The following is a 22,951-nucleotide window of genomic DNA, read 5'->3' as shown; positions in this document are numbered from 1 at the left end:
ACCGGTCCTGTGCTGGCTGCCCGTTACGCTTAGCAGGTGGATGCACGTGATATCGAGCTCCCGCGTTCCCTCATTCGCAACGCGCTGAACCTGCCGCACGGCAGGGCATGGCTGGACGGCTGGCCGGACCTCGCGACGCGATTCCTCGAACAGTGGGATCTGGTCCTTGACCTTGCCCACGACGGCGTTCCCTGGACCGGACACTGCGCAGTCGTTCTCCCCGTGGTGTGCGCTGACGGGCGGCCAGCTGCCCTCAAACTCACAGTCCCCCATGATGAGGCGCTGCCCGAGCCTGATGCGCTCATCCTCTGGAACGGCAACGGTGCAGTCGAACTGATTGACGCGTCCCGCGCGGCCCACGTGCTCCTGCTGGAACGCCTTGACGGCGACTCGTCGCTGTCCGATGTAGGTCTGCCTGAGACTGCCGGAATCTGGGGCTCGCTGATGCGCCGCCTTTCCATTCCTGCCCAATCCGGCCCGTGCTGGCGGGACATCCCCTCGGTAGCGGACCTGGCTGAACAGTGGACGGACACGCTGCCACTTGAGTGGGAGACGCTGGGGCGGCCTTTCGACAGGTGGCTCCTGGAGTACGCTCTCGAAGTTTGCCAGGTGCACGGAGCAGTTGGTCGGCGCAGTAATCGGGACGTCCTGGTGCACTCGGACCTTCACTACCTGAACATCCTGCCTGTCCTTGAGCACCCACGGCAGTTCCTTGCCATCGACCCGAAACCGCTGCTCGGGGACGCGGAGTTCGCAGTGGCACCGATGCTTTGGAACCGCATCGCGGATCTCCACCCCTCGGATGCCGGCGCACACCTCCGCGACCGCTGCACGGACCTTTCGCTCGCGGCGGGCCTGGACCCAATGCTTGCACGGGACTGGTCGGTTGTCCGGGAGGTTGACAATGCCCTCGGCTACCTGCGCGACGGGATGAACGACGACGCCGACCGCTCGCTTTGGGTGGCAAGCAACCTGTTGCGCAAGCCGCTCGCAGACCTGCCGCCTGCTGCGGCCCTGGCGGGACCGTGATCAACTCCTGCAAACGGTGCCGAAACTTTTCACCTGGCTAGAGGATGTTCTCCACCCATACGTCGTAGCCGAGCTTCACGATCAGCGCGCCGACGACCACCAGGAACACCACGCGGATAAACGTGCTGCCCTTCGTGATCGCCATCCGCGAGCCCAGGTAGCCGCCAACCATGTTGGCTCCGCCAAGGACCAGCCCAAGCCCCCAGAGCAGGGACCCGTTGGGCAGGAAGAACGCCAGTGCCCCGAGGTTGGTCGCCATGTTCACGATCTTTGCCTTGGCGCTGGCGCCCAGGAAGCTGTACCCGAGCAGGGTCACCATGGCGATAATGAGGAACGATCCCGTTCCCGGCCCGATTAGACCGTCATAGAACCCGATCACCAGCCCGATCGCCCCGGCGGTACCGTAATGGCGATGCCCCCTGTACCGAAGCTGTGTCAGCGTGCCGACCGTTGGCCGGAATGCGGTAAAGACGGCAACGGCAATCAGCGCAGCGATGATGATCGGCTTGAACACCGAAGCGGGAAGGGACGCCGCCAGGATGGCACCCCCGAAACTTCCCGCCAACGCAATGAGTGCCATGGGCACGGCCGTCCTGAGGTCCGGCCGTGCACGCCGGAAGTAAGTGATGGCGCTCGTCGTCGTGCCGAAGATGGAACCCATCTTGTTGGTTGCCAGCGCCTGCACCGGCGTAATGCCCGGGACCATGAGCAGGGCTGGAAGCTGAAGGAGCCCGCCACCACCAACGACGGCGTCAACCCAGCCGGCGGCGAATCCCGCGACGATGATGAGCAGGACGGTGGTGGCCTGGATATCCTCCAGCCCCGACAACATCAGGCAACCTACGCGTGGATCAGCGCACGAAGGTGATCAACGACGTCGGCAACCGCCACGTTTTCGCTGGCTCCGGACAAGCGGTCCTTGACTTCCACGACGCCGTCCGCCAGTCCGCGGCCCACGACAACGATGGTGGGAATGCCGATCAGTTCGGCATCACCGAACTTCACACCGGGCGACACCTTGGGCCGATCGTCATAGAGGACGGTCAGTGAGTGGCTCTCCAGTTCACCGGCGAGCTTCTCGGCGGCAGCGAAGATCTCCTCGCCCTTGCCTGTTGCGACGAGGTGGACATCAGCCGGCGCGACGTTACGCGGCCAGATGATGCCCTTATCATCCCGGTTGGATTCGGCCAGGGCAGCCACCGCGCGGGTGACACCCACACCGTAGGAACCCATGGTCACCGTGGCGAGCTTGCCGTTCTGGTCCAGGACCTTCAACTGCAGGGCCTCCGCATACTTGCGCCCCAGCTGGAAGATGTGGCCCATCTCGATGCCGCGCTGGGTGCGAAGAGGACCGGAGCCGTCAGGAGCCATATCACCCTCGGCGACCTCCACGGACTCGATCACGCCGTCCCAACAGAAATCCCGGCACGCTACGAGGCCGAAGACGTGGTTGCCTTGGACGTTGGCGCCGGTAAGCCAGCTCGTGCCCGACACCACGCGCGGGTCCACCAGGTAGGTCAGGCCGGTGGAGCCCTTCGATCCAAGAACCGCGGAGTCGAGGCTCAATCCCGGCCCGATGTACCCCTTCACGAGCCCCGGATGCTTTTTCAGGTCCTCATCCGTGGCCGCTTCGACGGAAACTTCCCCGCCAACGTCGAGGTGAGTCCCGATATTCGCCTCGATGCGCTTCAGGTCGACGTTGCGGTCTCCGGGCACACCGACAACGACGAGCTCGCGTTCACCGGTGGGAAGCACTGCCGCCAGCACCACGTTCTTGAGGGTGTCGGCGGCAGTCCAGGGGCGGTCTTCCCGTGGCTGCGCGGCGTTGGCGTGATCCACCAGCGTGTCGATGGTCGGTGTTTCAGGAGTGTCGCGAACCTCTGCGACCGGCGCGTTGCTGTAGTCGATTTCCTCGGGCACTACAGTGGTGACGGCTTCGACGTTCGCCGTGTAGCCGCCGTCGGACACTACGAAAGTGTCCTCGCCAATCTCGGTGGGGTGGAGGAATTCCTCGCTCTTGGATCCGCCCATCGCGCCGGCCGTTGCGGTAACGGGAACCACATCGAGGCCGAGCCGCGCGAAGATGCGCAGGTAGGCCTCGCGGTGCGCCTGGTAGCTGCGCTCAAGACCGTCGTCGTCGATGTCGAAGGAGTAGGAATCCTTCATGATGAACTCGCGGCCGCGAAGGAGGCCCGCGCGCGGACGTGCTTCATCGCGGTACTTGGTCTGGATCTGGAAGAGGCTGAGCGGCAGGTCCTTGTACGAGTTGTACAGGTCCTTGACCAGGAGCGTGAACATCTCCTCGTGTGTCGGCGCGAGCAGGTAGTCCGCATCCTTGCGGTCCTTCAGCCGGAAAATGCCATCGCCGTACTCAGTCCAGCGGTTGGTCGCCTCATAGGGCTCTTTGGGCAGCAGCGCAGGGAAGTGCACTTCCTGTGATCCGATGGCGTCCATCTCCTCGCGGATGATGTTCTCCACCTTCGCGAGCACCTTCAGGCCGAGCGGCAGCCAGCTGTAGATGCCGGGGGCGGCCCGGCGGATGTAGCCTGCGCGCAGGAGTAACCGGTGGCTGGCAACCTCGGCTTCGGAGGGATCCTCGCGAAGGGTGCGCAGGAAGAGGGTGGAGAGTCGAAGGACCACGCTTGGAATCCGTTTCTTAGGCACTTTTTGCCGCTGGCCTCAGAAACCGTCGGCGGCAAACAACACCTACCAATCTAGCCGGTCGGGCGAGCTGCCGGGTACACCAGCGGCCACCGGGGCCTCAGAGGGCCGCCAGCTCCGCGACGACGGCATTGACCAGGGCGGCCGCACGCTGCACATCGGCTTCGGCATCACCCGAACTGCCAACCACCACGTTGACCGAAGTACCGCCGACGACCCCGGTCACGGTCACTGATTCCTGGATGCTCCCGGGTACACGGACGGTTGTCCGTACCGCGATCTCCTGCTCCGCGTCAGTTTGAACGTCGAGTTCCCCGACCGACGCCGAGATCACGTCGTTGCCAATGTCCATCTCGAAGTCGGAACAGACCTGGAGTTTCGCCCGGCTGGTGGCGATCTGCTCCTCCACCGCCTGGCTCGACGGCACGCTCGAGAGGCTGATCCTGTCAGGCTGGAGGGAGGACTCCCCCGCAAACGTCATTTCGGCCAGGTTCGCTTCCGCGGTGATATCCGTAGGATCGCTTTCCGCGAAGGCGTTGCATTCTTCGGGCCTTACGGCAACGTCGCCGAGGGTCCCGCTGCCTTCCTCCAACAATGTCCGGAGCTGTTCGTCGGGGATCACCTGTGCGTTCAATGATTCACCCTCGCTCACCGCGGTCAGCACGGCCTCGAGTTCCGCTGCGGAGCGTTGAAGCCCGGTGGCCGCTGGGCCCTGTCCCTCCGACGACGGAGCTTCCGTGGGTTCGGCGGGCTCGCTTGCTCTAGCGGATGAGGCAGACGTGGCTGGATCTTCGTCCGGTTGGCCGCTGCAACCAGCGAGGGCAAGGAGCACGGCAATCCCAACCGTGTAAGGGATTGCCTTTGCCATGGCCTGCCTTTCGAATGTGAGTAACCGGTGGAGGGTCAGAACAGGACCGTCGCGAACTCACCGGTCCGGGTGAACCCGACGCGTTCGTACAGCGCGAGGGCGCGGGAGTTGAAGGAGTTGACGTACAGGCTGGCCACCGGCGCGAACTTCAGCGCTTCCCCGACAACGGCTGCCATGTAACCGGCGCCAAGCCCACGGCCGCGGTAGCGCGGATTGATCCACACACCCTGAATCTGCACGACGCTGGCCGAAACCGTGCCGAGCTCGGCCTTGAAGATGACTTCGCCGTCGGCGTCGAAATCCACCATCGAATGCTGCCTTCGGATGAGGCCTGCCACGCGGCGCCGGTAGTGCTCCTCTCCTCCGACGTAGGGCGAGTACCCCACCTCCTCCTCGAACATGGCTGCGCATGCCGGGAGGATCTTCTCAAGCTCATGTGGCCGGGTGAAACGCAGCGAACGGGAGGGCGGGATGCCCGAAGGTGAACTGATCGCAAGGAGAGGTTGCTCGGCGCGCACATCGAATGGTGCTGGGCTGAAGGCACTCAAGGTTGACCAGACGGCGAGCACGCTGGACGCCGGACCGAAAATCGACGAGAACCGGCGGCCCTGCTGGCCGAGCTGCGTACCCAGCCGGGCGGCGTCGTCGTCGGTCATTCCAATCGGCACCAGGTTCACGCCGGTCCAGCAGGCGGAAATGAGCCGGGACCCGCGGAACGCACCGACCACTTCACCACCGTTCGACGACGGCGCGGCGGAACCGGCCGCTTCCAGGTGGGCAGCCATGAAAACGTTGGCCGTGCTGTCCTCGTTGACCAGCCGCCACAGCTGCGGCGTGTCTTTCCGCCCGAGCGTCCGGAATTCGGCTTGGTCCGGGTGGTCCTTACCGGACGGAAACCACGGGGCCACCCGACCCAGCAGTTTCGCCATCCGTCTCGCCCATCTCTTCGGCTATTCTCATTGCTTCTTCAATGAGTGTCTCAACAATCTGGTCCTCAGGGACAGTCTTGATGACCTCTCCCTTGACAAAAATCTGACCCTTACCGTTTCCGGAGGCGACACCCAGGTCAGCTTCGCGGGCCTCTCCGGGCCCGTTGACAACACAACCCATGACCGCAACCCGCAAGGGGACCTCCATGCCCTCAAGACCTGCAGTCACCTGTTCCGCGAGGGTATACACGTCCACCTGGGCGCGGCCACACGACGGGCAGGAGACAATATCCAGCTTGCGCGGGCGTAGATTCAACGACTGCAAAATCTGGTTGCCGACCTTGATTTCCTCAACCGGCGGTGCAGACAGGGAGACCCGGATGGTGTCGCCGATGCCCTTCGAGAGCAGTGCCCCGAAGGCGGTTGCCGACTTGATGGTCCCTTGGAAAGCCGGGCCCGCCTCGGTGACACCGAGGTGCAGCGGCCAGTCACCGCGTTCGGCGAGCAGTTCGTAGGCGCGGACCATCACCACTGGATCGTTGTGTTTGACCGAGATCTTGAAGTCGTGGAAATCATGTTCCTCGAACAGTGAGGCTTCCCAGACCGCCGATTCGACCAGCGCTTCGGGTGTGGCCTTTCCATACTTTTCAAGCAGCCGGGGATCAAGCGAGCCTGCGTTTACGCCGATGCGGATAGAGGTTCCAGCTGCCTTGGCGACGGCGGCGATCTCCTTCACCTGGTCATCAAACTTACGGATGTTTCCGGGATTGACGCGGACTGCCGCGCACCCGGCGTCGATGGCCGCGAACACGTATTTAGGCTGGAAGTGGATGTCTGCGATCACTGGGATCTGCGATTTCCTGGCGATGATGGGCAGGGCTTCGGCGTCATCAGCAGAGGGACACGCGACCCGGACGATGTCACAGCCCGAGGCCGTAAGCTCGGCGATCTGCTGCAGGGTGGCGTTGATGTCCGTGGTGGGGGTGGTGGTCATGGACTGCACGCTGACGGGCGAGTCCGAACCGACTCCCACGGATCCCACCTTGATCTGGCGTGTCTTGCGCCGCGGCGCCAGGGTAGGCGGCGGTGCGGCAGGCATTCCGAGGTTGACCGAGGTCAAAGCTTCCTCCAGGGATAGGTTTCAGGTAATTCGTTAACGCTCCGCGTGCCCGTTACTGTTCCGCGTGCTCCGCGAGGACACCAATCACTGGATTCCACTGGGTGGTCTTGACCGCCGAAACAGTTCCCGCCACCGCGAATGGATCCTGTTTCAGCAGTTCGTTGAGCTCAGCCTCACCGTCAGCGACGAAGAGCAGGAGCGCGCCTGCGTTGTCTGCGAAGGGCCCCGAAGCAAGTACCTTCTTTTCACTCACAAGCCCGTTCAACCACTCCCGGTGGGCCGGACGATGCTCGTTCCGGGCCTCGGTGGACTCGGCTGCATATACGTACTCAACTGCGAAGACACTCATGGAGCTAAGCCTATCGGTAGGGACCCAGTGCGAGCGACGCGAGCCCTGGGGGCCAATAGGCGCTATCGGTAGGGACCCAGTGCGAGCGACGCGAGCCCTGGGGGGCCGATAGGCGCTATCGGTAGGGACCCAGTGCGAGCGACGCGAGCCCTGGGGGGCCGATAGGCGCTATCGGTAGGGACCCAGTGCGAGCGACGCGAGCCCTGGGGGCCGATAGGCGCTAGCCGAACAGGTCGACGGGCTTGACGATGTCTGCGTAGATCAGCAGTGCTCCCATGCCCATCAGCAGGATGGCAACTGCGTAGGTGACCGGCAGGAGCTTCGCCATGTCGAAAGGGCCCGGGTCGGGCTTCCTGAACACCTTCGCGATGGTTCGCCGGATTCCCTCCCACAGGGCGCCGGCGATGTGCCCGCCGTCAAGCGGAAGGAGCGGAATCAGGTTGAAGACGAACAACGCAAGGTTCACGCCGCCCACGAGCCCCACCAGTGTGGCGGCGCGTGATTCCAGCGGCACTTCTTCCATCGCGGACACTTCGCCGGCGATCCGCCCCACCCCGACAACGCTGATGGGACCCTCGGGATCGCGCGGTGCGTCCGAGAACGCGGCTTCCGCCACCTGCGCCACACGCTGCGGAAGATTGAGTACGACGCCGGTCACCCGCACCAGGCTGTCGCCCACCGCAGGCATCACCTCGGTGGCAGGTTGTGGAACCAGTTCCTGCTGCGAGCCAACGCCTATGAAGCCAACTTCCTCCATGACCGGCGTGCCGTCGTCGTCGACCTTTGCCCGTCCGTCGACGTCGGGGACAGGGCGTTCGGTCAGCAGCGGCTCGATCGTGGCGTTGATGGTTTCACCGTCGCGCACATAGGTGATGGGCACTTCCTGGCCCGCTGCGTCGCGGATCCAGGCGGAGAGCTGCTCCCAGCTCGTCACTTCCTGGCCGTCGAAGCCGGTGATGCGGTCGCCGGGCTGCAGGCCAGCTTCGAAAGCGGGCGCCGCGGGATCGTCGGCTGAACAGCTGCTCTGGCCGGTGTCCTGCTGCTGGCTGGCCGAAACCACGCACTGGTACACCTCGGACACCTTGGTGGTGGCTTGCGCGGAGCCGAAGCCCATGATCAGCACCGCGAACATCAGGATGCCGATGATGAGGTTCATCACCGGACCGCCGAGCATAATGATGATGCGCTTCCAGATCGGCAGCTTGTAAAAGACGCGGTTCTCATCCCCCGGCTGAAGCTGCTCCGCGGCAGCCTGCCGGGCATCCGCCGCAAGCTGCTGGAACATTCCGGTGCTGGACTGGCGGATGGTGCCGCCGTCGTCGGTCTTCGGAGGGAACATGCCGATCATCGAGACGTAGCCGCCCAGCGGGAGGGCCTTCAGCCCGTACTCGGTCTCCCCCCTGCGCCGGGAGAAGACGGTGGGGCCAAAGCCGATCATGTACTGGGTTACGCGGACTTTGAAGAGCTTGGCGGGGACCAGGTGGCCCACTTCGTGCAGGGCGATCGACGCGGCAATACCCACAGCGACGAAAAGCACGCCTGCGATGAAAAGCACGATGGACAACTAGGGATCCTTCTTTGTGGGTGGGTCAGTCCTGCAAACCACAACGAATCCGGGCGCTGCGGCGTGCCCAGCCTTCGGCGTCGAGTACTGATTCAAGGGTGACCTTCTGCTCACTTGTGTGGTCATCCAGCACGGCACGGACTGTGTCCACGATAGCGGTGAATCCGATGCTACCGGCGTGGAATGCTGCGACGGCTTCCTCGTTGGCGGCGTTGTAGACGGCCATGTAGGTGCCGCCTGCGCCTGACGCCTGCTTTGCCAGTTCGACGGCGGGGAAGGCGTCCCGATCCAGCGGCTCGAACGTCCAGGACGCGGCCTTGGACCAGTCACAGCCCTTCGCCGCCCCGCGAACGCGGTGGGGCCATCCCATCCCCAGGGCGATCGGCAGGCGCATGTCCGGAGGGGAGGCCTGGGCGATGGTCGATCCGTCGATGAATTCCACCATTGAGTGCACCACCGACTGCGGGTGGACGACGACGTCGATCCGGTCCAGCGTGACGTCGAAGAGCAGGTGCGCCTCGATGACCTCGAGCGCTTTATTGACCATGGTTGCCGAGTTGGTGGTGACCATCAGGCCCATATCCCAGGTGGGGTGCGCGAGTGCCTCTGCGGGCGTGACGGATTCCATCTCCGCGCGGGTGCGACCGCGGAACGGTCCTCCGGATGCGGTGAGGACGAGGCGCGCGACCTCGTCCTGTGTGCCCGATCGGAGCGCTTGAGCGATGGCGGAGTGCTCCGAATCGACCGGGACGATCTGCCCTTCTCCCGCTGCATCCTTGACGAGCTGGCCGCCTGCGATGAGGGATTCCTTATTGGCCAACGCGAGCAGGTGGCCCTGCTTCAACGCTGCGAGGGTGGGGGCGAGCCCGATTGAGCCGGTGATGGCGTTGAGTACGACGTCGGCGCCAGGCGCGCCCGCGAGATTCGCCGATGCGTCTGGACCGGTGAGAATTTCGGGTCGGTAGCCGGGCTTGCCGGCCTTCCTGGCTGCCTCGCTGATAGCTTCCGCGAGCGCTTCCCCGCTCGCACCGGCCGCGGTCACAACTGGAGATTCGAAGTCAACCGCCTGCTGCGCCAGGAGTGCCAGGTTCGAGCCGCCCGCGGAGAGTCCGGCTACGGTGAACAGCTCGGGTGACTGCGCGATGACATCGAGCGCCTGGGTGCCGACCGACCCGGTCGAGCCGAGGATGACTACGCGGCGGGGTGCGGACTGCGTGCTCGGGAACTCCATCCCCTCAGTATTCCGTACCGGCGGGGGCGCGAGTGTTTGTGCCGATGGGCGGGACGCGCTACCGGGCGATCGTAGCCACGGCGTCGGCGATTGTTTCAGGGCCTTCGATGAGTTCGAGGACCCTGCCGCCCCCGAGGCGTGAGATCAGCAGTGCGGCAAGAACCGATGCGACATCCTGGCGCGGTATTGAGCCGTTGCCGGTGTGCGCGGTGAGCGTGACCCGCCCGGTGCCGGCGTCGTTGGTCAGAGCGCCGGGCCGAACGATGGTCCAGGCAAGTTTCCGCCGCTGGCGGAGGTCAACTTCGGCTGCCAGCTTCGCCTGGAGGTAGGCGTAGAAGACGTCGTCGATGCCCTTGGGTCGCTGGCCGTCACCGACGGTGTCGGCGCCCATTGAGGACACCTGGATGAACCTGCTGACTCCGGCAAGTTCCGCTGCGTCTGCGAGGAGCACCGAAGCGCCGCGGTCAACGGTGTCCTTGCGATCCGTGCTGCTACCTGGGCCTGCACCGGCTGCGAAGACAGCGGCGTCTGCGTTCTGCAGGTGCACAGCGAGCTCCTCAGCGGAGCCAGCCTCCAGGTCGAATACAACTGGCGTCGCGCCGTCCTGCTCGAGGTCGGCAGTGTGTTTGGGGTTGCGGATCAGGCCGACGACCTCATGGCCGTGGCGGACCAGCTGCCGGGTGAGTTCGCGTGCAATCTGGCCGTGGGCTCCTGCGATGACTGTTCTCATGGTTCGCGTAACCTATGGGCGGTCGCGGGCATTCCCCATTCAGCTCACCATCCTGCGTTGACTCAGCAAGATCCCCTATTGGACAGCTATTCGGGGCGTGTCCTGAAAATTCGACCGGGAGACCTTATCCGCGCCCCGCCCGGCGGAGGGTTTGCTCTGCGTGGCGGAGGATCGGGCCGTCGACCATCTTCCCCTTGAACGTGAACACCCCGCCGTGGAGCTTCGCTTCCGCCAGCACGTCACGGGCGAACTGCTCCTCTTCCGCTGAGGGACGGTATGCCTTCCGGATCACCTCGACCTGGCCCGGGTGGATGCAGGCCTTCAGCGCAAACCCGGAAGCCACAGCGTCGCGCGCTTCTACAGCCAGCCCCTCAAGGTCAGGGATGTTCACATAGACCGCGTCCACGGCCTGCTTGCCAGCCGCACCAGCGGCCAGCAGAACCTGCGACCTGGCGTGCAGCGCAACGTCACGGTAGCCGCCGTCGTCCTTGCGGCTTCCGGTGCCGCCCAGCGAGGCCACCAGGTCTTCCGCCCCCCACATCAGCGCGACGACGTTGGGCTCCTCCGCAAGCTCCGCCGCCTTCACGATCCCCCGTGCCGTCTCGCACAGCGCAATGACCTCGTACCCGTTGAGCCCCCACAGGTCTTCGACGCCTTCGGTCTTGGCCAGCATCACCGTGCGGTACGGGGTTTCGCGGAGCGCCTCGAGGTCCCTCGCGAAATCGTGGGTCTGGGCTGGATTCACCCTCACGATGGTTCGCGCAGGGTCGAGATTGCTCGCGGCCAGCGCCTCGCGTGCAGCCGGCTTGTCTCCGGGCGCAACGGCGTCTTCCAGATCGACGATGACGGCGTCAGCCCTCTCGAGTGCCTTGCCGTAGCGTTCGGGCCGATCAGCTGGGCAGAACAGCAGCGCGGGTCCCATGGACAGGGTATTCACGCCGTAGTCACCCCTTTGCCCTGCTTCTCATGACCTTCCCGCGTCCACATCAGGACACTGCGGCTGGCGAGTGCCACAACGTCGCCGTCCTGGTTCCTGCCGGTGTGCCTCATGGTGACAATGCCCTGGCCGGGACGGGACTTCGAGGGCCGCTTCTCAACGACCTCGGTCTCCGTGTACAGGGTGTCTCCGTGGAAGACCGGCTTCGGGAAGGAGATATCCGTCAGGCCGAGCTGCGCGACGATGGTCCCCTGCGTCAGTTGCGTCACTGACTGCCCGACGACGGTGGCCAGGGTCAGCATCGAGTTCACCAGCCGCTGGCCGAAGGGCTGCCCGGAACTGAAGGCAGCGTCGAGATGGAGGGCCTGCGTGTTCATGGTCATGGTGGTGAACAGCACGTTGTCCGCTTCGGTAAGTGTGCGGCCAGGGCTGTGCGCGTAGACCGCGCCGGTGTCCAGCTCATCGAAGTAGAGTCCGCGCTGCAGGATGGTGCGTTTGGCAGAGCTATCGACGGGCATGCTTTCAGCGGGCATCCAGCTGCACCTCCAGCGGGGCACCAGTAGCCGCGATGACCTCATCGACGGTGACTCCGGGAGCCGTCTCGCGCAGGATCAGCGTGCCGCCGTCGCGCTCGTGGTCGATGTCGATCACGGCGAGGTCGGTGATGATCCGGTCGACGCAGCCCTTGCCCGTCAGTGGCAACGAGCATTCCTTCACGATCTTCGGATTCCCGTTCCGGTCCATGTGCTCCATCATCACTATGAGCCGCTTGGCGCCGAACACCAGGTCCATCGCCCCTCCCATGCCCTTGACCATTTTGCCGGGGATCATCCAGTTCGCGAGGTCGCCGTTGACGGCAACTTCCATCGCGCCGAGCACGGCCAGGTCCACGTGGCCGCCCCGCACCATCCCGAAGGACGCAGCCGAGTCGAAGAACGCCGAGCCCTTGTTGACGGTGACGGTTTCCTTTCCGGCGTTGATGAGGTCCGGGTCCAACTGTTCCTCAGTGGGGTACGGACCCACTCCGAGAATCCCGTTCTCGGAGTGCAGGACCACCTCCACGTCGGCTGGAATGTAGTTCGGGATGAGGGTTGGCATGCCGATGCCGAGGTTGACGTACTGTCCGTTTTCGAGTTCCTGTGCGACCCGGGCCGCCAGTTCGTTGCGTGTCAGGGCCATGGTTAGAGCTCCTTCGCCGGGCCGGAGGATCCCGCAGAATCCAGTGATACCGTGCGCTTCTCGATGCGCTTCTCGGTATTGGGCGCGTGCACAACGCGTTGGACGAAGATTCCGGGGGTGTGGATGTGCTCGGGGTCCAGCTCCCCGGGTTCCACCAGTTCCTCGACCTCGGCGATGGTGATGCGGCCAGCCTGCGCGCACAGCGGGTTGAAATTCATTGCCGTCGCGTGGAATACCAGGTTCCCGTGCCGGTCACCCTTCCAGGCGTGCACCAGCGCGAAGTCCGGCGCTACGGATTCTTCCAGGACATAGTCCTGTCCGTTGAACTCACGGACTTCCTTCGGTTCGGAGGCAATCGCGACGTTGCCGGCGTCGTCGTACTTCTGTGGAAGCCCGCCCTCGCTGACCTGCGTACCCACCCCCGCCGTTGTGTAGAACGCGGGAATTCCCGCGCCGCCGGCGCGCAGCTTCTCGGCCAGCGTGCCCTGTGGGGTGAGGACCACCTCGAGCTCGCCGGAAAGGTACTGACGGGCGAACTCCTTGTTCTCCCCCACGTACGAACCGATAGTGCGCCGGATGCGGTGATCATCCAGCAGGCGCCCGAGACCCCAGCCGTCAACTCCGCAGTTGTTGCTGATGGTCTCGAGGTCGGTGGTGCCCTGGTGGTGAAGCGCATCAATGAGCGCGACCGGAATGCCACACAGCCCAAATCCGCCTACGGCCAGGGACGACCCGTCCGGAATGTCCGCAACGGCCTCTGCTGCTGAAGCGACGACTTTGTCTATCACTGCTTCTCCTTTGACCTACTGATCAGGTACTCAGAGCCCAAGTTCGCGGGCGATGAGCATGAGCTGCACTTCGGTGGTTCCCTCGCCGACCTCAAGGATCTTCGAGTCGCGGTAGTGGCGGGACACCCTGAACTCGTTCATGAAGCCATACCCGCCGAAGATCTGGGTGGCATCGCGGGCGTTGTCCATGGCGGCCTCGCCTGCGACCAGCTTAGCGATGGACGCTTGGGTCTTGAACGGCTTGCCCGCGAGCATCCGCGACGCGGCGTCGTAGTAGGCGAGCCGGGCTGTGTGGGCGCGTGCCTGCATCCGGGCGATCTTGAACTGGATGGACTGGTACGAACCGATGTTGGTACCGAATGCCTGCCGTTCCTTGGCGTAGCGGATCGATTCCTCGACGCACCCCTGTGCGGCACCTGTTGCCAGCGCGGCGATGGCGATGCGGCCCTCGTCGAGGATCTGGAGGAAGTTTGCGTAGCCGCGGCCGCGCGTACCCAACAGGTTGGCCTCGGGTACGCGGACGTCCCTGAGGGTCAGCGGGTGGGTGTCCGAGGCATTCCAGCCGACCTTGTTGTAGGCCTTCTCTGCCGTGAAGCCCGGGGTGTCGGTGGGAACCAGGATGGTGGAGATTTCCTTCTTCACCGAGCCGTCGTCGCGGGTTTTGGTGTCGGTGACGGCCGTAACTGTCACCAGGCGGGTGATGTCCGTGCCGGAGTTGGTGATGAACTCCTTGGTGCCGTTGATAACCCACTCACCGTTTTCGACTTTGGCGTTGGTCTTGGTACCGGACGCGTCCGAACCCGCCTCCGACTCAGTGAGGCCAAACCCTGCGAGCGCCTGGCCGCTGGTCAGCTGCGGAAGCCACTGCTGCTTCTGCTCTTCGGTGCCGAACCGGAAGATCGGCATGGCACCGAGTGAGACGCCGGCCTCCAGGGTGATGGCGACCGACTGATCCACCCGCGCCAGCTGCTCGAGTGCCAGGCACAGCGCGAAGTAATCGCCGTCCATTCCGCCGTACTGCTCCGGGAAAGGCAGACCGAACAGGCCCATGTCGCCCATCTGCGAGATGACCTCGTAGGGAAAGCTGTGCTCTTCGTCGTGCTTGGCCGACACCGGTGCAACAACCTGGTCCGCGAAATCCCGGACGGTGTCGACGAGGTCCTGGTAGTCCTCGCTCAATTCGAAATTCATGATGTGGGGTCTTCCTGTTCGGTGGAGTTCGGATGTATTCGGGCCACGATCTGGTTTGCGGAGACGAGGTCTCCCGGGCTGAGGTTGATTGCAACGGTGCCTGCGACCGCTGCCGTGAGCTGGTGCTCCATCTTCATGGCCTCGACACTCAACAGCACCTGGCCTTCCTCGACCTGCTCGCCGTCGGTCACGTTCACCGCAATGACCGTTCCCGGCATGGGAGAGCGGACCTCCGGGTCTGCTGCCCCGTCTGCGCGCGCAATCAAGGCAAGCTGGGCCTGAAGAATTTCCTGCCGGCTGAGTTTGCGCACGGGGAGGGACCAACCTCCGTCCGTGAGCCACACGGTGTCGCCTGCAACACCCGCGCCCGCCGCGAGGGTGAAACGGGTGCCGAGGGTGACGTGATCGACGACGACGACGGGTCCCTCGCCGGTTCGGCGCCCCGGGAGCCGGGTCACCACGAACTCCGTCCCGTCAACGTCCACCCGGGTGTTCGCTCCGTCGCTGGTGAGCGTGAGCTTCCGGGCGCTCGAGTTGGGCACCTCGAGCTGGACCGGTATGCCGACATGGGCACCGCCAATCCGCCAGCCGTCTCCGCGGTGCCACGGTGAGTCGGTGGCGACGGCCGCATTTCTTTCGGACAACAGCACGGCTGCAGCGGCCAGTTCAGCGTCGGTTGCTTCGCGGAAGGAGAATTCCGGGAGCTTCCGCTCGATCATGGTGGTGTCGAGCTTCCCGGCGCGGACGTCTTCGTCGTTGATCAGGAGGCGCAGGTACTCCACATTGGTGCGGAGCCCTGCGATCACGGTGTCAGCGAGCGCAGAGTCCAGGCGGTCCAGGGCTTCTGCCCGGGAGGGAGCCCAGGCGATGACCTTGGAGAGCATTGGGTCATAGGTCGGGGACACTTCCAGGCCGGGAACAAGGGCGCTGTCCACCCGGATACCCTCGCCGGACGGCTCTGACAGTGCGGCGACGGTGCCTGCCGACGGAAGGAATCCCGCTTCGGCGTCCTCAGCGTACACGCGGGCTTCGACCGCGTGGCCGGTCAGTACGACGTCGTTCTGCGCCAGGGTGAGCTTCTCCCCTGCAGCGATCCGGACCTGCCATTCGACGAGGTCCACACCGGTGACCATTTCGGTGACGGGATGTTCCACCTGCAGGCGGGTGTTCATCTCCATGAAGAAAAACTCATCCGGGGCATCGTCCGACACGAGGAATTCGACCGTTCCCGCGCCGACGTACTCGACGCTGCGGGCGGCGTTGCAGGCAGCCTCACCGATACGCGCGCGGGTAGCTTCGTCGAGCAGGGGTGACGGTGCTTCCTCAATGACCTTCTGGTGCCGGCGCTGGAGGGAACATTCCCGCTCCCCCAGGTGGATGACGTTGCCGAAAGTATCTGCGAGAACCTGGACCTCGATGTGGCGCGGGGTGCGGACCAAGCGTTCGAGGAACAACGTGTCGTCCCCGAACGCCGAGGCAGCCACTCGCCTGGCGGTCTTCAGGGTCCCCGGCAGCTCCTCCGGACGCTCCACGACATGCATCCCCTTGCCGCCACCACCGGCGGAGGGCTTGATCAACAGCGGGTAGCCAACCTCGCTGGCCGCAGCGCTCAGATCCTCGTCGGTGAGCCCCGGTTTGGCGATGCCGGGCACCACCGGCACATCGAACCCGGTCACGTGGTTCTTCGACCGGATCTTGTCGCCCATCACATTGAGCGCGTGCACCCTCGGACCGATGAAGACGATGCCAGCTTCTTCGAGTGCACGCGCAAACGCCTGGTTCTCGCTCAGGAAGCCATACCCGGGGTGCACTGCCTGCGCGCCCGTTGCTGTGCAGGCACCGATGATCGCCTCGATATTGAGGTAGCTCTGGGTGGGCGCCGCGGGACCGATGCGAACGGCCTGGTCAGCTTCGCGCACGTGGCGGGCACCGGCGTCGGCGTCGCTGTATACCGCGACCGATCGGATACCCAGTGCCCGGAGCGTGCGGATGACGCGGCAGGCGATCTCGCCCCGGTTCGCGACGAGGACCGAGTCGAAGAGTGCTGGTTTAGATATTTCGCTGTTGTTCACTGCGCTCACATCCTGAAGAGGCCGAAGGAGGTGTCCGGCAGGGGCTCGTTGGCGCACACATCAAGGGCCATGCCGAGGACCCTGCGGGTATCCGCCGGGTCGATGATCCCGTCATCCCACAGCCGCGCGGTCGAATAGTAGGGACTGCCCTGCGCCTCATACTGCTCGCGGATAGGCGCCTTGAACGATTCCTCGTCCTCCGCGCTCCATTCCTCGCCCCTCGCCTCGAGCTGGTCCCGCTTCACGGTGCTCAGCACCGAGGAGGCCTGGTTGCCGCCCATGACGGAGATGCGGCTGGCCGGCCACATCCACAGGAAACGTGGTGAGTAGGCGCGCCCGCACATCGAGTAGTTGCCTGCGCCGAAGGAACCGCCGACGACGACGGTCAGCTTGGGAACGCGGCAGGTCGCCACCGCGGTGACCATTTTTGCCCCGTGCTTGGCAATGCCCGCGGACTCGTAGTCCTTGCCGACCATGAACCCGGACAGGTTCTGCAGGAAGATCAGCGGAATGCCGCGCTGGTCGCACAGCTCGATGAAGTGCGCGCCTTTGAGCGCGGATTCACCGAACAGGACCCCGTTGTTGGCGACGATGCCTACCTGGTGTCCGTGCAACCGGGCGAAGCCGGTGACGAGGGTGGCTCCATATTCCTTCTTGAACTCGTGGAACCGGCTGCCGTCAACGAGCCTGGCAATGACTTCCCGTGCGTCATAAGAGGCGTTCACATCCACTGGCACGGCGCCGTAGAGGCTCTCCATGCTCACGGCGGGTTCCTCGGCTGCCTCCGGTGTGCGGGCAGCTTCCGGCAAGGGCAGGGTCGAGACGATATCCCGCACAATTTCGAGGGCGTGCTGGTCATTCTCGGCGAGGTGGTCCACAACTCCGGAGGTTTTGGCGTGAACGTCTCCCCCGCCAAGCTCCTCTGCGGTGACAATTTCCCCGATGGCGGCCTTCACCAGTGGCGGGCCGCCGAGGAAGATGGTGCCCTGGTTCCGGACGATCACGGTTTCATCGCTCATGGCCGGAACATACGCACCGCCCGCGGTGCACGAACCCATGACTGCCGCGATCTGCGGAATCTTCCGCGCGGACATGGTGGCCTGGTTGTAGAAGATGCGCCCAAAGTGCTCACGATCCGGGAAAACCTCGTCCTGCTTCGGCAGGAAGGCACCGCCGGAATCGACGAGGTAGATGCAGGGAAGGCTGTTCTCCAGCGCGACTTCCTGGGCGCGGAGGTGCTTCTTCACGGTCATCGGGTAATAGGTGCCGCCCTTGACCGTGGCGTCATTCGAAATGACCAGCACGTGCCTGCCGTGAACCAGCCCGATGCCTGCGATGACGCCGGCGCCGGGGCACTCGTCGTCGTACATGCCGTTCGCAGCCAGGGGCGCAATCTCAAGGAATGGGCTGCCCGGATCCAGCAGCGCGTTGATGCGCTCCCTCGGGAGGAGCTTGCCGCGGCCCACATGGCGTTCGCGGGAACGCTCAGGACCGCCAAGCGCGGTCACCGCCAGGCGCTCGCGCAACTCTGCCGCAAGCTCACGCTGGCCGGCATCGTTGTGCCGAAACGCTTCGGCAGCCGGGTCGAGCCTCGATGCGAGGGTCTCCATTGACGTCCTTCCGTGGGACGAGCCGAAATAGGGCAAGTACTGCGTCCACTGCCTGCTCAGTTAGCAGACATTAACTCAAATTAGGTTAGTAGCTATTAACCGAGATGTCTACCACAATAGAGAGCGCGTCGCGGGATTTCACCCGCGCACCAAGTACGAAAGGCGGGCATGGACGCTCCAGCTCCCACCAGGATGACCGGCCGCAGCCTGGCCAAGGCATCCCGCCGTGCCGCCCTACTTGCCGCCGCGGCCCAACTCTTCGCCGAGCGCGGCTACAACGGAGTCTCCATAGAGGATCTCGGTGCGGCCGCCGGAGTGAGCGGACCGGCCGTCTACCGCCATTTCAGTGGCAAGCCGGCTGTACTGGCCGCCCTGCTCGCCGGCGTCAGCGAGGACCTGCTGGAGGGCAGCAACGCCGTCGTTGCGGACTCGCCCACGCCGGAGCAGGCACTGCGGGGACTTATCGAATTCCAGGTGGACTTCGCCTTGCGCAACGCCAACGTCATCCGTGTCCAGGACCGGGACCTCAGCTCACTGGCGGAAGCTGACCAGGAGACTGTGCGCTCCCTGCAGCGCAGCTATGTAGAGGTTTGGGTGGACGCGCTCACCCACCTCGAACCTGCGAGCAACCGGACCCAGCTCCGCCGGAAGGCGCACGCGGCATTCGGGCTGATCAATTCGACCCCCCACTCGACCCATCGGCGGAAGAGCAACAAGGACACGTCCGAGTTGCGCCAGTTGCTCGAGGACATGGCGTGGGCCGCCCTGAACGTCGGGCAGAGTGCCTAGTACGCTGATGAAGACTGATCCATTCCCCCCTACCCGAAAGCTGCCAGTGATTACGCTACGCGCCGTTGAACCTACCGACCTGGATGAATTCTTCTCCCACCAGCTCGATCCGAGCGCCAACCACATGGCGGCTTTCAGCGCCAAGAACCCCTCGGACCGTGGCGTCTTCGACCACCATTGGCAGAACATCCTCAATGATCCCTCCGTGACCGTACGCACCATCGTGTCCGAGGGGGATGTAGTGGGCAGCATCCTCGCCTACCGGGACGGCGAAGTCCCCGAGATCAGCTACTGGATCGACAAGGCCCGCTGGGGACAGGGAATTACGACGGCGGCGGTTGGCCTCTTCCTCGAGGAGTTCACCGATCGTCCGCTACGGGCGCGGGCAGTTGCGGACAACACGAATTCCATCCGCATCCTCGAGCGCTACGGTTTCACGCAGGTCGGCGAGACACAGGGCTTTGCGAACGCACGCGGGGCCGTGGTCAGGGAACTCGTTCTCGAACTCAGCTAGGCGTGTCTCTTAAAGCTGTGAGCCAGATGTTGATAGCTCGGAGAACGGCTCCACCGCGGTAGATTATTTGCGCATAGGAAGGTGAGGTTGGAAATTGTGGAAATTACAGCAAACCTAATCGGCGGAGAGAAGTAAAATAAAAGTAGATGAAAGATTTCGACTTAACCGACTATCTAATTCGATCTACGAGAGCCAGTAAGGTTCAATACAAGTGCGAGTCGATGATGGGCCGTCACTCAACTCTCTGCTTACGAGGCGCCTAGTTCACTTCGGGATTGCTATCAGACTTCAAGGCTGAGGCAGCCTGCTGGTGGGCCGATCTCTGCGCTGCACGTGCTTCTCTGTATGCCTTGGCCCGTTGAACCTCTGCCCCATCCTTGGCATCTCCATCGCGCACATATACGTTCAGCCCGCCCTTTGGCCCCTCGACCCACTTTTTGTGTGTATCCCGCATCTCTCGAACTGCCTTGGCGAGATCGTGTATCCCGTACATGACCGTCCATATTCGTGCCTTATAGATCGACCAGTCAAGGATGACGTTGGAAGATAGTGCTTCCTTGTTGACTCCAAAGTAGGTGACTTTTCCTACGTGCTTGTCTGGAAGCTCTGAGTCAAGCCGATCGCTTCCTTCATCCCAGTACGTTCGCCATTCCTGGCCTGGTGCCATGACTGGGATGACCTCGGGTACTTTTACGTCCTCTCCGTCGTGGGAACGCTTCGGCCACGGATCGAGCTCAAGCTTTACGTCGTAAGCAACGGTTTGACCGTAGTTCCTCATGACCAAGTCGATAATTTGAGGAGAGACGCTTTCTTCCATCGTCAGCACCACGTAGGGCTGCGACTTCTCCAGCTCCAGCTGCTTCGTCTGCTTACGAGCTTTAGAGGCCTCCGCAAGCTGCCCCTTAGCGACGAAAGCAGCGGCGACTGCTATACCGAGGGTTAGAACTGACGCCACGGCCGAGAGCCAATCAGTAAGACTGGGCCCATCCGCCTCCACTGACCTGATCAGTTCTTGCGCAAGGTCGGCCCACTCATCTTCGGTCATAAGTTCTGGCCCTCCCTGCTTCCCACAAGCGTCTCACTTAGGTCTTCTGACTCAGACGCGCGCGTCATCATCTCCCGACTCATCTCTGAACGAGTTCGGCCGAAACACGATTTTGCTGATCGGGTAAAAGGGCGACATTGTGTCAATAGCCTTCACCATAAGCTCCGGCGGGACGATGTTGTCCGTCCTTACGCGCAACTCTCCGTTGACTATGGCGAGGGTCGCCTGGCCTATGTCTGGATGATTGCGCAGTTCATCCAGCACTTCGCTCATTGCCCTCTTGCGCGCGTTGAAATCACGCTCCTTCATCAGGATCACCTTGTTGGCCACCCCAGTGTCCGCCACAGTGTGCGAGAGAAAGACCTTCATTTCATCGTCTTCTGTGGCACGGGCAGATAGCCACTCATCAACCCATCTAGCACCCGCTCTTATCTTCCGAGCGCTTCCCTGTTCGCCTAGAGAAGCCTCTATCGCCTTGACCAGGTTATAAATCTCGTCGAGGCGATCATCGGTGGTTTTCTCTGTAACCTCAGGTAGCGAATCTGCCGGAGTTTCGTTAACGATCCCTTCAAAGACAGCGTCAAGCGTTGGCCATTCGAGTTCTATCCGCTTACGCAACGTCGGCTCAGGGATATTAGGTTCCAGTTCATTGAGCGAAATCATCAGCTCAGTGAACTCCTCAAGATTCGCGTTCTTACACTGGAAGATGTCCATTGGACTGTTCACTTCTTCCATGCTGTCAAAGCCAATGAGCAGAACGCCCATGCGTCTTCGCTTGTTGCTCACCTGTCGTGAGAGAGCGCCGGCTTCATAGTTGATCCATTGCTCCGTCTGATTTGAGGGAGTAAGACAGATAATTCCAAAGTCTGTGTCGTCGAGCGCTTCGTCGATCTCTTCAAGAGCCCGCGAGCCTGCTCGGATATCTTGGCTGATGAAGGGCTTCACAACCGGAGAGAAAATTTCGCTGATCGCCGCCGAGAGCGCCTTACCAGCACTGCGGCTGTTCTTAGACCAGCTAATAAAGACCTTCAAAACTTATCCCCCACGTTTGTGCCGTCGTTCTCCTGATCGTACCAACGCAGTGCTCTCACCTGGCTCTCGTTGATACTGAACCCATACTCAGGATCGAAGTCAACAGCGGTTCCTTGGCGGATCGTCGGATGCTGGAGTTGCCCCCCGTCGATCACGTCATCATCTCTGTCGCTCATTCGGCCACTTCATCAGATCATGACGTAATGTGCTCCCGCCGCAGCGACCTCAACCGCGAAGCGTGATTCAGATTGCCCCGCAACATCCGACACGAGCACGACATCATGAGCATCCGCCTCCAATCCCACCGCGCCGAAACCTGGAACTGGAAGCTCGACCATTGCAGGGCCAGCTCCGAACGCGAGTGCGACATCGGGTAGGGACTTATAGTCCCGGACTACAGCGCGCGGGACCAGGGCGGCCTCTGCAGCGTTCTCACTGGCTACGACTATCTGCATAAAGCCAGCGTCGACCGCAACCATCACCGCGGGAAGCACTCCGCGCACCGGCCTGAGGCGCCCATCAAGACCAAGGTCGGCGAGGAAGACTGTGCTTCCGCAGTCCCGAACATCCCCCGCTGCGGCGAGGGCAGACCTGACGATCGCCAGGTCGAAAGTCCGCCCGAGACCTACTTAGTTCTGGTGACTATGAGGGAAGGTAGGCGATCCTCCTGAGATCCCAGAGCCTCCAAGCCTCGCTTGTCATCAGAACAGCAGCGCCGTAGGACGTCCCGAAATCCTTCACCGTTGACGACATTCGCAGGAGCACGCGGCCCCCTGGCATGTGTTCCTTCTCGGTCTCCCTGATCAGGAAGGGCCATTGACGTGCGTGCGCCCCGGCGCTTGCGATGCGCCACTCGTTCGCAAGGGTCAACCGCATGAGGTCATCGACCGTCCCGGAGGTTGAGAGGATGCCCGCAGCCTCTCGCATCATCCGAGTGGTGTCGAGCCGCCCGCTGTACGGGCGCCCGATGCGAGCGGTATCTAATTCCTTGATGAAGCCAGTCAATAACGACTCTTCATGGGTGATCCGATCTCGGATCTTCGCTGAGAAATGCTCCTGTACGAACGGATCATTTTTGTAGTCACGGAGGTAGGTGCGGTGCTGCTTGTACTCGTCCTCTGCGACCTGCATCGCCCGACCAATGCGGACCTCACGGCCTCCCGAAAGCACCCACACCGCTTGCGACGCGCCGAGTAGCGCTGCACGAGTCACAGTGAAGAACGACGTCGGGCGCAGGTTGATCTCGTCCTTCATGAGATCGGCTCCGAGGGCCAAATGGTCGACCGCAGCGGCAATCCCGCCCCAAGCAACTC

Annotated in this window: 24 protein-coding genes and 1 pseudogene; 3 read left to right on the top strand and 22 right to left on the bottom strand. The window is 63.2% G+C overall.

Features of this window, described 5'->3' with window-relative positions:
* Positions 1-36 precede the first annotated feature (36 nt).
* Entirely contained in the window at positions 37-1,029 is a 993-nt protein-coding gene (locus tag ACWA1U_RS10090) for an aminoglycoside phosphotransferase family protein (RefSeq protein ID WP_463722065.1), read from the top strand.
* 37 nt (positions 1,030-1,066) lie between these two features.
* Here ACWA1U_RS10090 and ACWA1U_RS10085 read toward each other — a convergent pair whose 3' ends face one another.
* The 16 genes from ACWA1U_RS10085 to ACWA1U_RS10010 form a co-directional block, all read right to left on the bottom strand.
* Positions 1,067-1,861, bottom strand: coding sequence for a sulfite exporter TauE/SafE family protein (locus tag ACWA1U_RS10085; RefSeq protein WP_463722064.1), 795 nt, complete (start codon positions 1,859-1,861; stop codon positions 1,067-1,069).
* A gap of 8 nt (positions 1,862-1,869) precedes the next feature.
* On the bottom strand, positions 1,870-3,669 hold the full coding sequence (locus ACWA1U_RS10080; protein ID WP_463722063.1) for a proline--tRNA ligase: 1,800 nt from the start codon (positions 3,667-3,669) through the stop codon (positions 1,870-1,872).
* Between the two features lie 121 nt (positions 3,670-3,790).
* A complete protein-coding gene (locus ACWA1U_RS10075) occupies positions 3,791-4,558 on the bottom strand; it encodes a hypothetical protein (RefSeq protein WP_463722062.1) in 768 nt (255 codons plus the stop codon).
* A 35-nt stretch (positions 4,559-4,593) separates the two neighbouring features.
* The gene (locus ACWA1U_RS10070; protein ID WP_463722061.1) at positions 4,594-5,466 is read right to left on the bottom strand and encodes a GNAT family N-acetyltransferase; all 873 of its coding nucleotides are present in this window, start codon (positions 5,464-5,466) and stop codon (positions 4,594-4,596) included.
* Positions 5,441-6,607, bottom strand: a complete 1,167-nt coding sequence (gene ispG, locus ACWA1U_RS10065) for a flavodoxin-dependent (E)-4-hydroxy-3-methylbut-2-enyl-diphosphate synthase (RefSeq protein WP_463722060.1) — start codon at positions 6,605-6,607, stop codon at positions 5,441-5,443. The genes ACWA1U_RS10070 and ispG overlap by 26 nt, the downstream gene beginning before the upstream one ends.
* A gap of 52 nt (positions 6,608-6,659) precedes the next feature.
* On the bottom strand, positions 6,660-6,956 hold the full coding sequence (locus tag ACWA1U_RS10060; RefSeq protein WP_463722059.1) for a YciI family protein: 297 nt from the start codon (positions 6,954-6,956) through the stop codon (positions 6,660-6,662).
* 220 nt (positions 6,957-7,176) lie between these two features.
* Entirely contained in the window at positions 7,177-8,520 is a 1,344-nt protein-coding gene (locus tag ACWA1U_RS10055; RefSeq protein WP_463722058.1) for a M50 family metallopeptidase, read from the bottom strand.
* A gap of 25 nt (positions 8,521-8,545) precedes the next feature.
* On the bottom strand, positions 8,546-9,751 hold the full coding sequence (gene dxr, locus ACWA1U_RS10050) for a 1-deoxy-D-xylulose-5-phosphate reductoisomerase (RefSeq protein WP_463722057.1): 1,206 nt from the start codon (positions 9,749-9,751) through the stop codon (positions 8,546-8,548).
* Positions 9,752-9,809: 58 nt separating this feature from the next.
* The gene (locus ACWA1U_RS10045) at positions 9,810-10,481 is read right to left on the bottom strand and encodes an NAD(P)-binding oxidoreductase (RefSeq protein WP_463722056.1); all 672 of its coding nucleotides are present in this window, start codon (positions 10,479-10,481) and stop codon (positions 9,810-9,812) included.
* A 124-nt stretch (positions 10,482-10,605) separates the two neighbouring features.
* Positions 10,606-11,403 carry an HpcH/HpaI aldolase/citrate lyase family protein gene (locus tag ACWA1U_RS10040; protein WP_463725007.1) on the bottom strand — a complete coding sequence of 266 codons (798 nt, stop codon included), beginning with the start codon at positions 11,401-11,403 and terminating at the stop codon, positions 10,606-10,608.
* Between the two features lie 11 nt (positions 11,404-11,414).
* Positions 11,415-11,951 carry a MaoC family dehydratase gene (locus tag ACWA1U_RS10035; protein WP_463722055.1) on the bottom strand — a complete coding sequence of 179 codons (537 nt, stop codon included), beginning with the start codon at positions 11,949-11,951 and terminating at the stop codon, positions 11,415-11,417.
* On the bottom strand, positions 11,941-12,597 hold the full coding sequence (locus tag ACWA1U_RS10030) for a CoA transferase subunit B (protein ID WP_463722054.1): 657 nt from the start codon (positions 12,595-12,597) through the stop codon (positions 11,941-11,943). Before ACWA1U_RS10030 ends, ACWA1U_RS10035 begins: the two co-directional genes overlap by 11 nt.
* Before the next feature lie 2 nt (positions 12,598-12,599).
* Positions 12,600-13,385: a CoA transferase subunit A gene (locus tag ACWA1U_RS10025; protein ID WP_463722053.1), complete on the bottom strand. Its 786-nt coding sequence runs from the start codon at positions 13,383-13,385 to the stop codon at positions 12,600-12,602.
* Between the two features lie 30 nt (positions 13,386-13,415).
* On the bottom strand, positions 13,416-14,579 hold the full coding sequence (locus ACWA1U_RS10020) for an acyl-CoA dehydrogenase family protein (RefSeq protein ID WP_463725006.1): 1,164 nt from the start codon (positions 14,577-14,579) through the stop codon (positions 13,416-13,418).
* A complete protein-coding gene (locus ACWA1U_RS10015; protein ID WP_463722052.1) occupies positions 14,573-16,648 on the bottom strand; it encodes an acetyl/propionyl/methylcrotonyl-CoA carboxylase subunit alpha in 2,076 nt (691 codons plus the stop codon). The genes ACWA1U_RS10020 and ACWA1U_RS10015 overlap by 7 nt, the downstream gene beginning before the upstream one ends.
* 5 nt (positions 16,649-16,653) lie before the next feature.
* Complete coding sequence (locus tag ACWA1U_RS10010; RefSeq protein WP_463722051.1) at positions 16,654-18,258, bottom strand: carboxyl transferase domain-containing protein; 1,605 nt, start codon at positions 18,256-18,258, stop codon at positions 16,654-16,656.
* A gap of 168 nt (positions 18,259-18,426) precedes the next feature.
* On the opposite strand from ACWA1U_RS10010, the gene ACWA1U_RS10005 reads away from it, so the two are divergent.
* Both ACWA1U_RS10005 and ACWA1U_RS10000 read left to right on the top strand, forming a co-directional pair.
* The gene (locus ACWA1U_RS10005) at positions 18,427-19,047 is read left to right on the top strand and encodes an SACE_7040 family transcriptional regulator (protein ID WP_463722050.1); all 621 of its coding nucleotides are present in this window, start codon (positions 18,427-18,429) and stop codon (positions 19,045-19,047) included.
* Positions 19,048-19,054: 7 nt separating this feature from the next.
* Complete coding sequence (locus ACWA1U_RS10000; RefSeq protein WP_463722049.1) at positions 19,055-19,561, top strand: GNAT family N-acetyltransferase; 507 nt, start codon at positions 19,055-19,057, stop codon at positions 19,559-19,561.
* 259 nt (positions 19,562-19,820) lie between these two features.
* Here the strand turns inward: ACWA1U_RS10000 and ACWA1U_RS09995 are convergent, their stop codons facing one another.
* The 6 genes and pseudogenes from ACWA1U_RS09995 to ACWA1U_RS09970 all read right to left on the bottom strand — a co-directional run bounded on the left by ACWA1U_RS09995 (position 19,821) and on the right by ACWA1U_RS09970 (position 22,892).
* Positions 19,821-20,606, bottom strand: a complete 786-nt coding sequence (locus ACWA1U_RS09995) for a hypothetical protein (protein ID WP_463722048.1) — start codon at positions 20,604-20,606, stop codon at positions 19,821-19,823.
* 51 nt (positions 20,607-20,657) lie between these two features.
* On the bottom strand, positions 20,658-21,638 hold the full coding sequence (locus ACWA1U_RS09990) for a TIR domain-containing protein (RefSeq protein WP_463722047.1): 981 nt from the start codon (positions 21,636-21,638) through the stop codon (positions 20,658-20,660).
* Positions 21,635-21,814, bottom strand: coding sequence for a hypothetical protein (locus ACWA1U_RS09985; protein WP_463722046.1), 180 nt, complete (start codon positions 21,812-21,814; stop codon positions 21,635-21,637). Before ACWA1U_RS09985 ends, ACWA1U_RS09990 begins: the two co-directional genes overlap by 4 nt.
* Before the next feature lie 12 nt (positions 21,815-21,826).
* Entirely contained in the window at positions 21,827-22,093 is a 267-nt protein-coding gene (locus ACWA1U_RS09980; protein ID WP_463722045.1) for a hypothetical protein, read from the bottom strand.
* Positions 22,094-22,126: 33 nt separating this feature from the next.
* Positions 22,127-22,237, bottom strand: a pseudogene (locus ACWA1U_RS09975) (hypothetical protein); the annotation flags it as partial.
* A gap of 43 nt (positions 22,238-22,280) precedes the next feature.
* Positions 22,281-22,892, bottom strand: a complete 612-nt coding sequence (locus ACWA1U_RS09970) for a hypothetical protein (RefSeq protein ID WP_463722044.1) — start codon at positions 22,890-22,892, stop codon at positions 22,281-22,283.
* Positions 22,893-22,951 lie beyond the last annotated feature (59 nt).

It is taken from the genome of Arthrobacter sp. TRD_SC_6, assembly GCF_055361185.1.
This window is presented reverse-complemented; position numbering and strand designations above follow the sequence as displayed.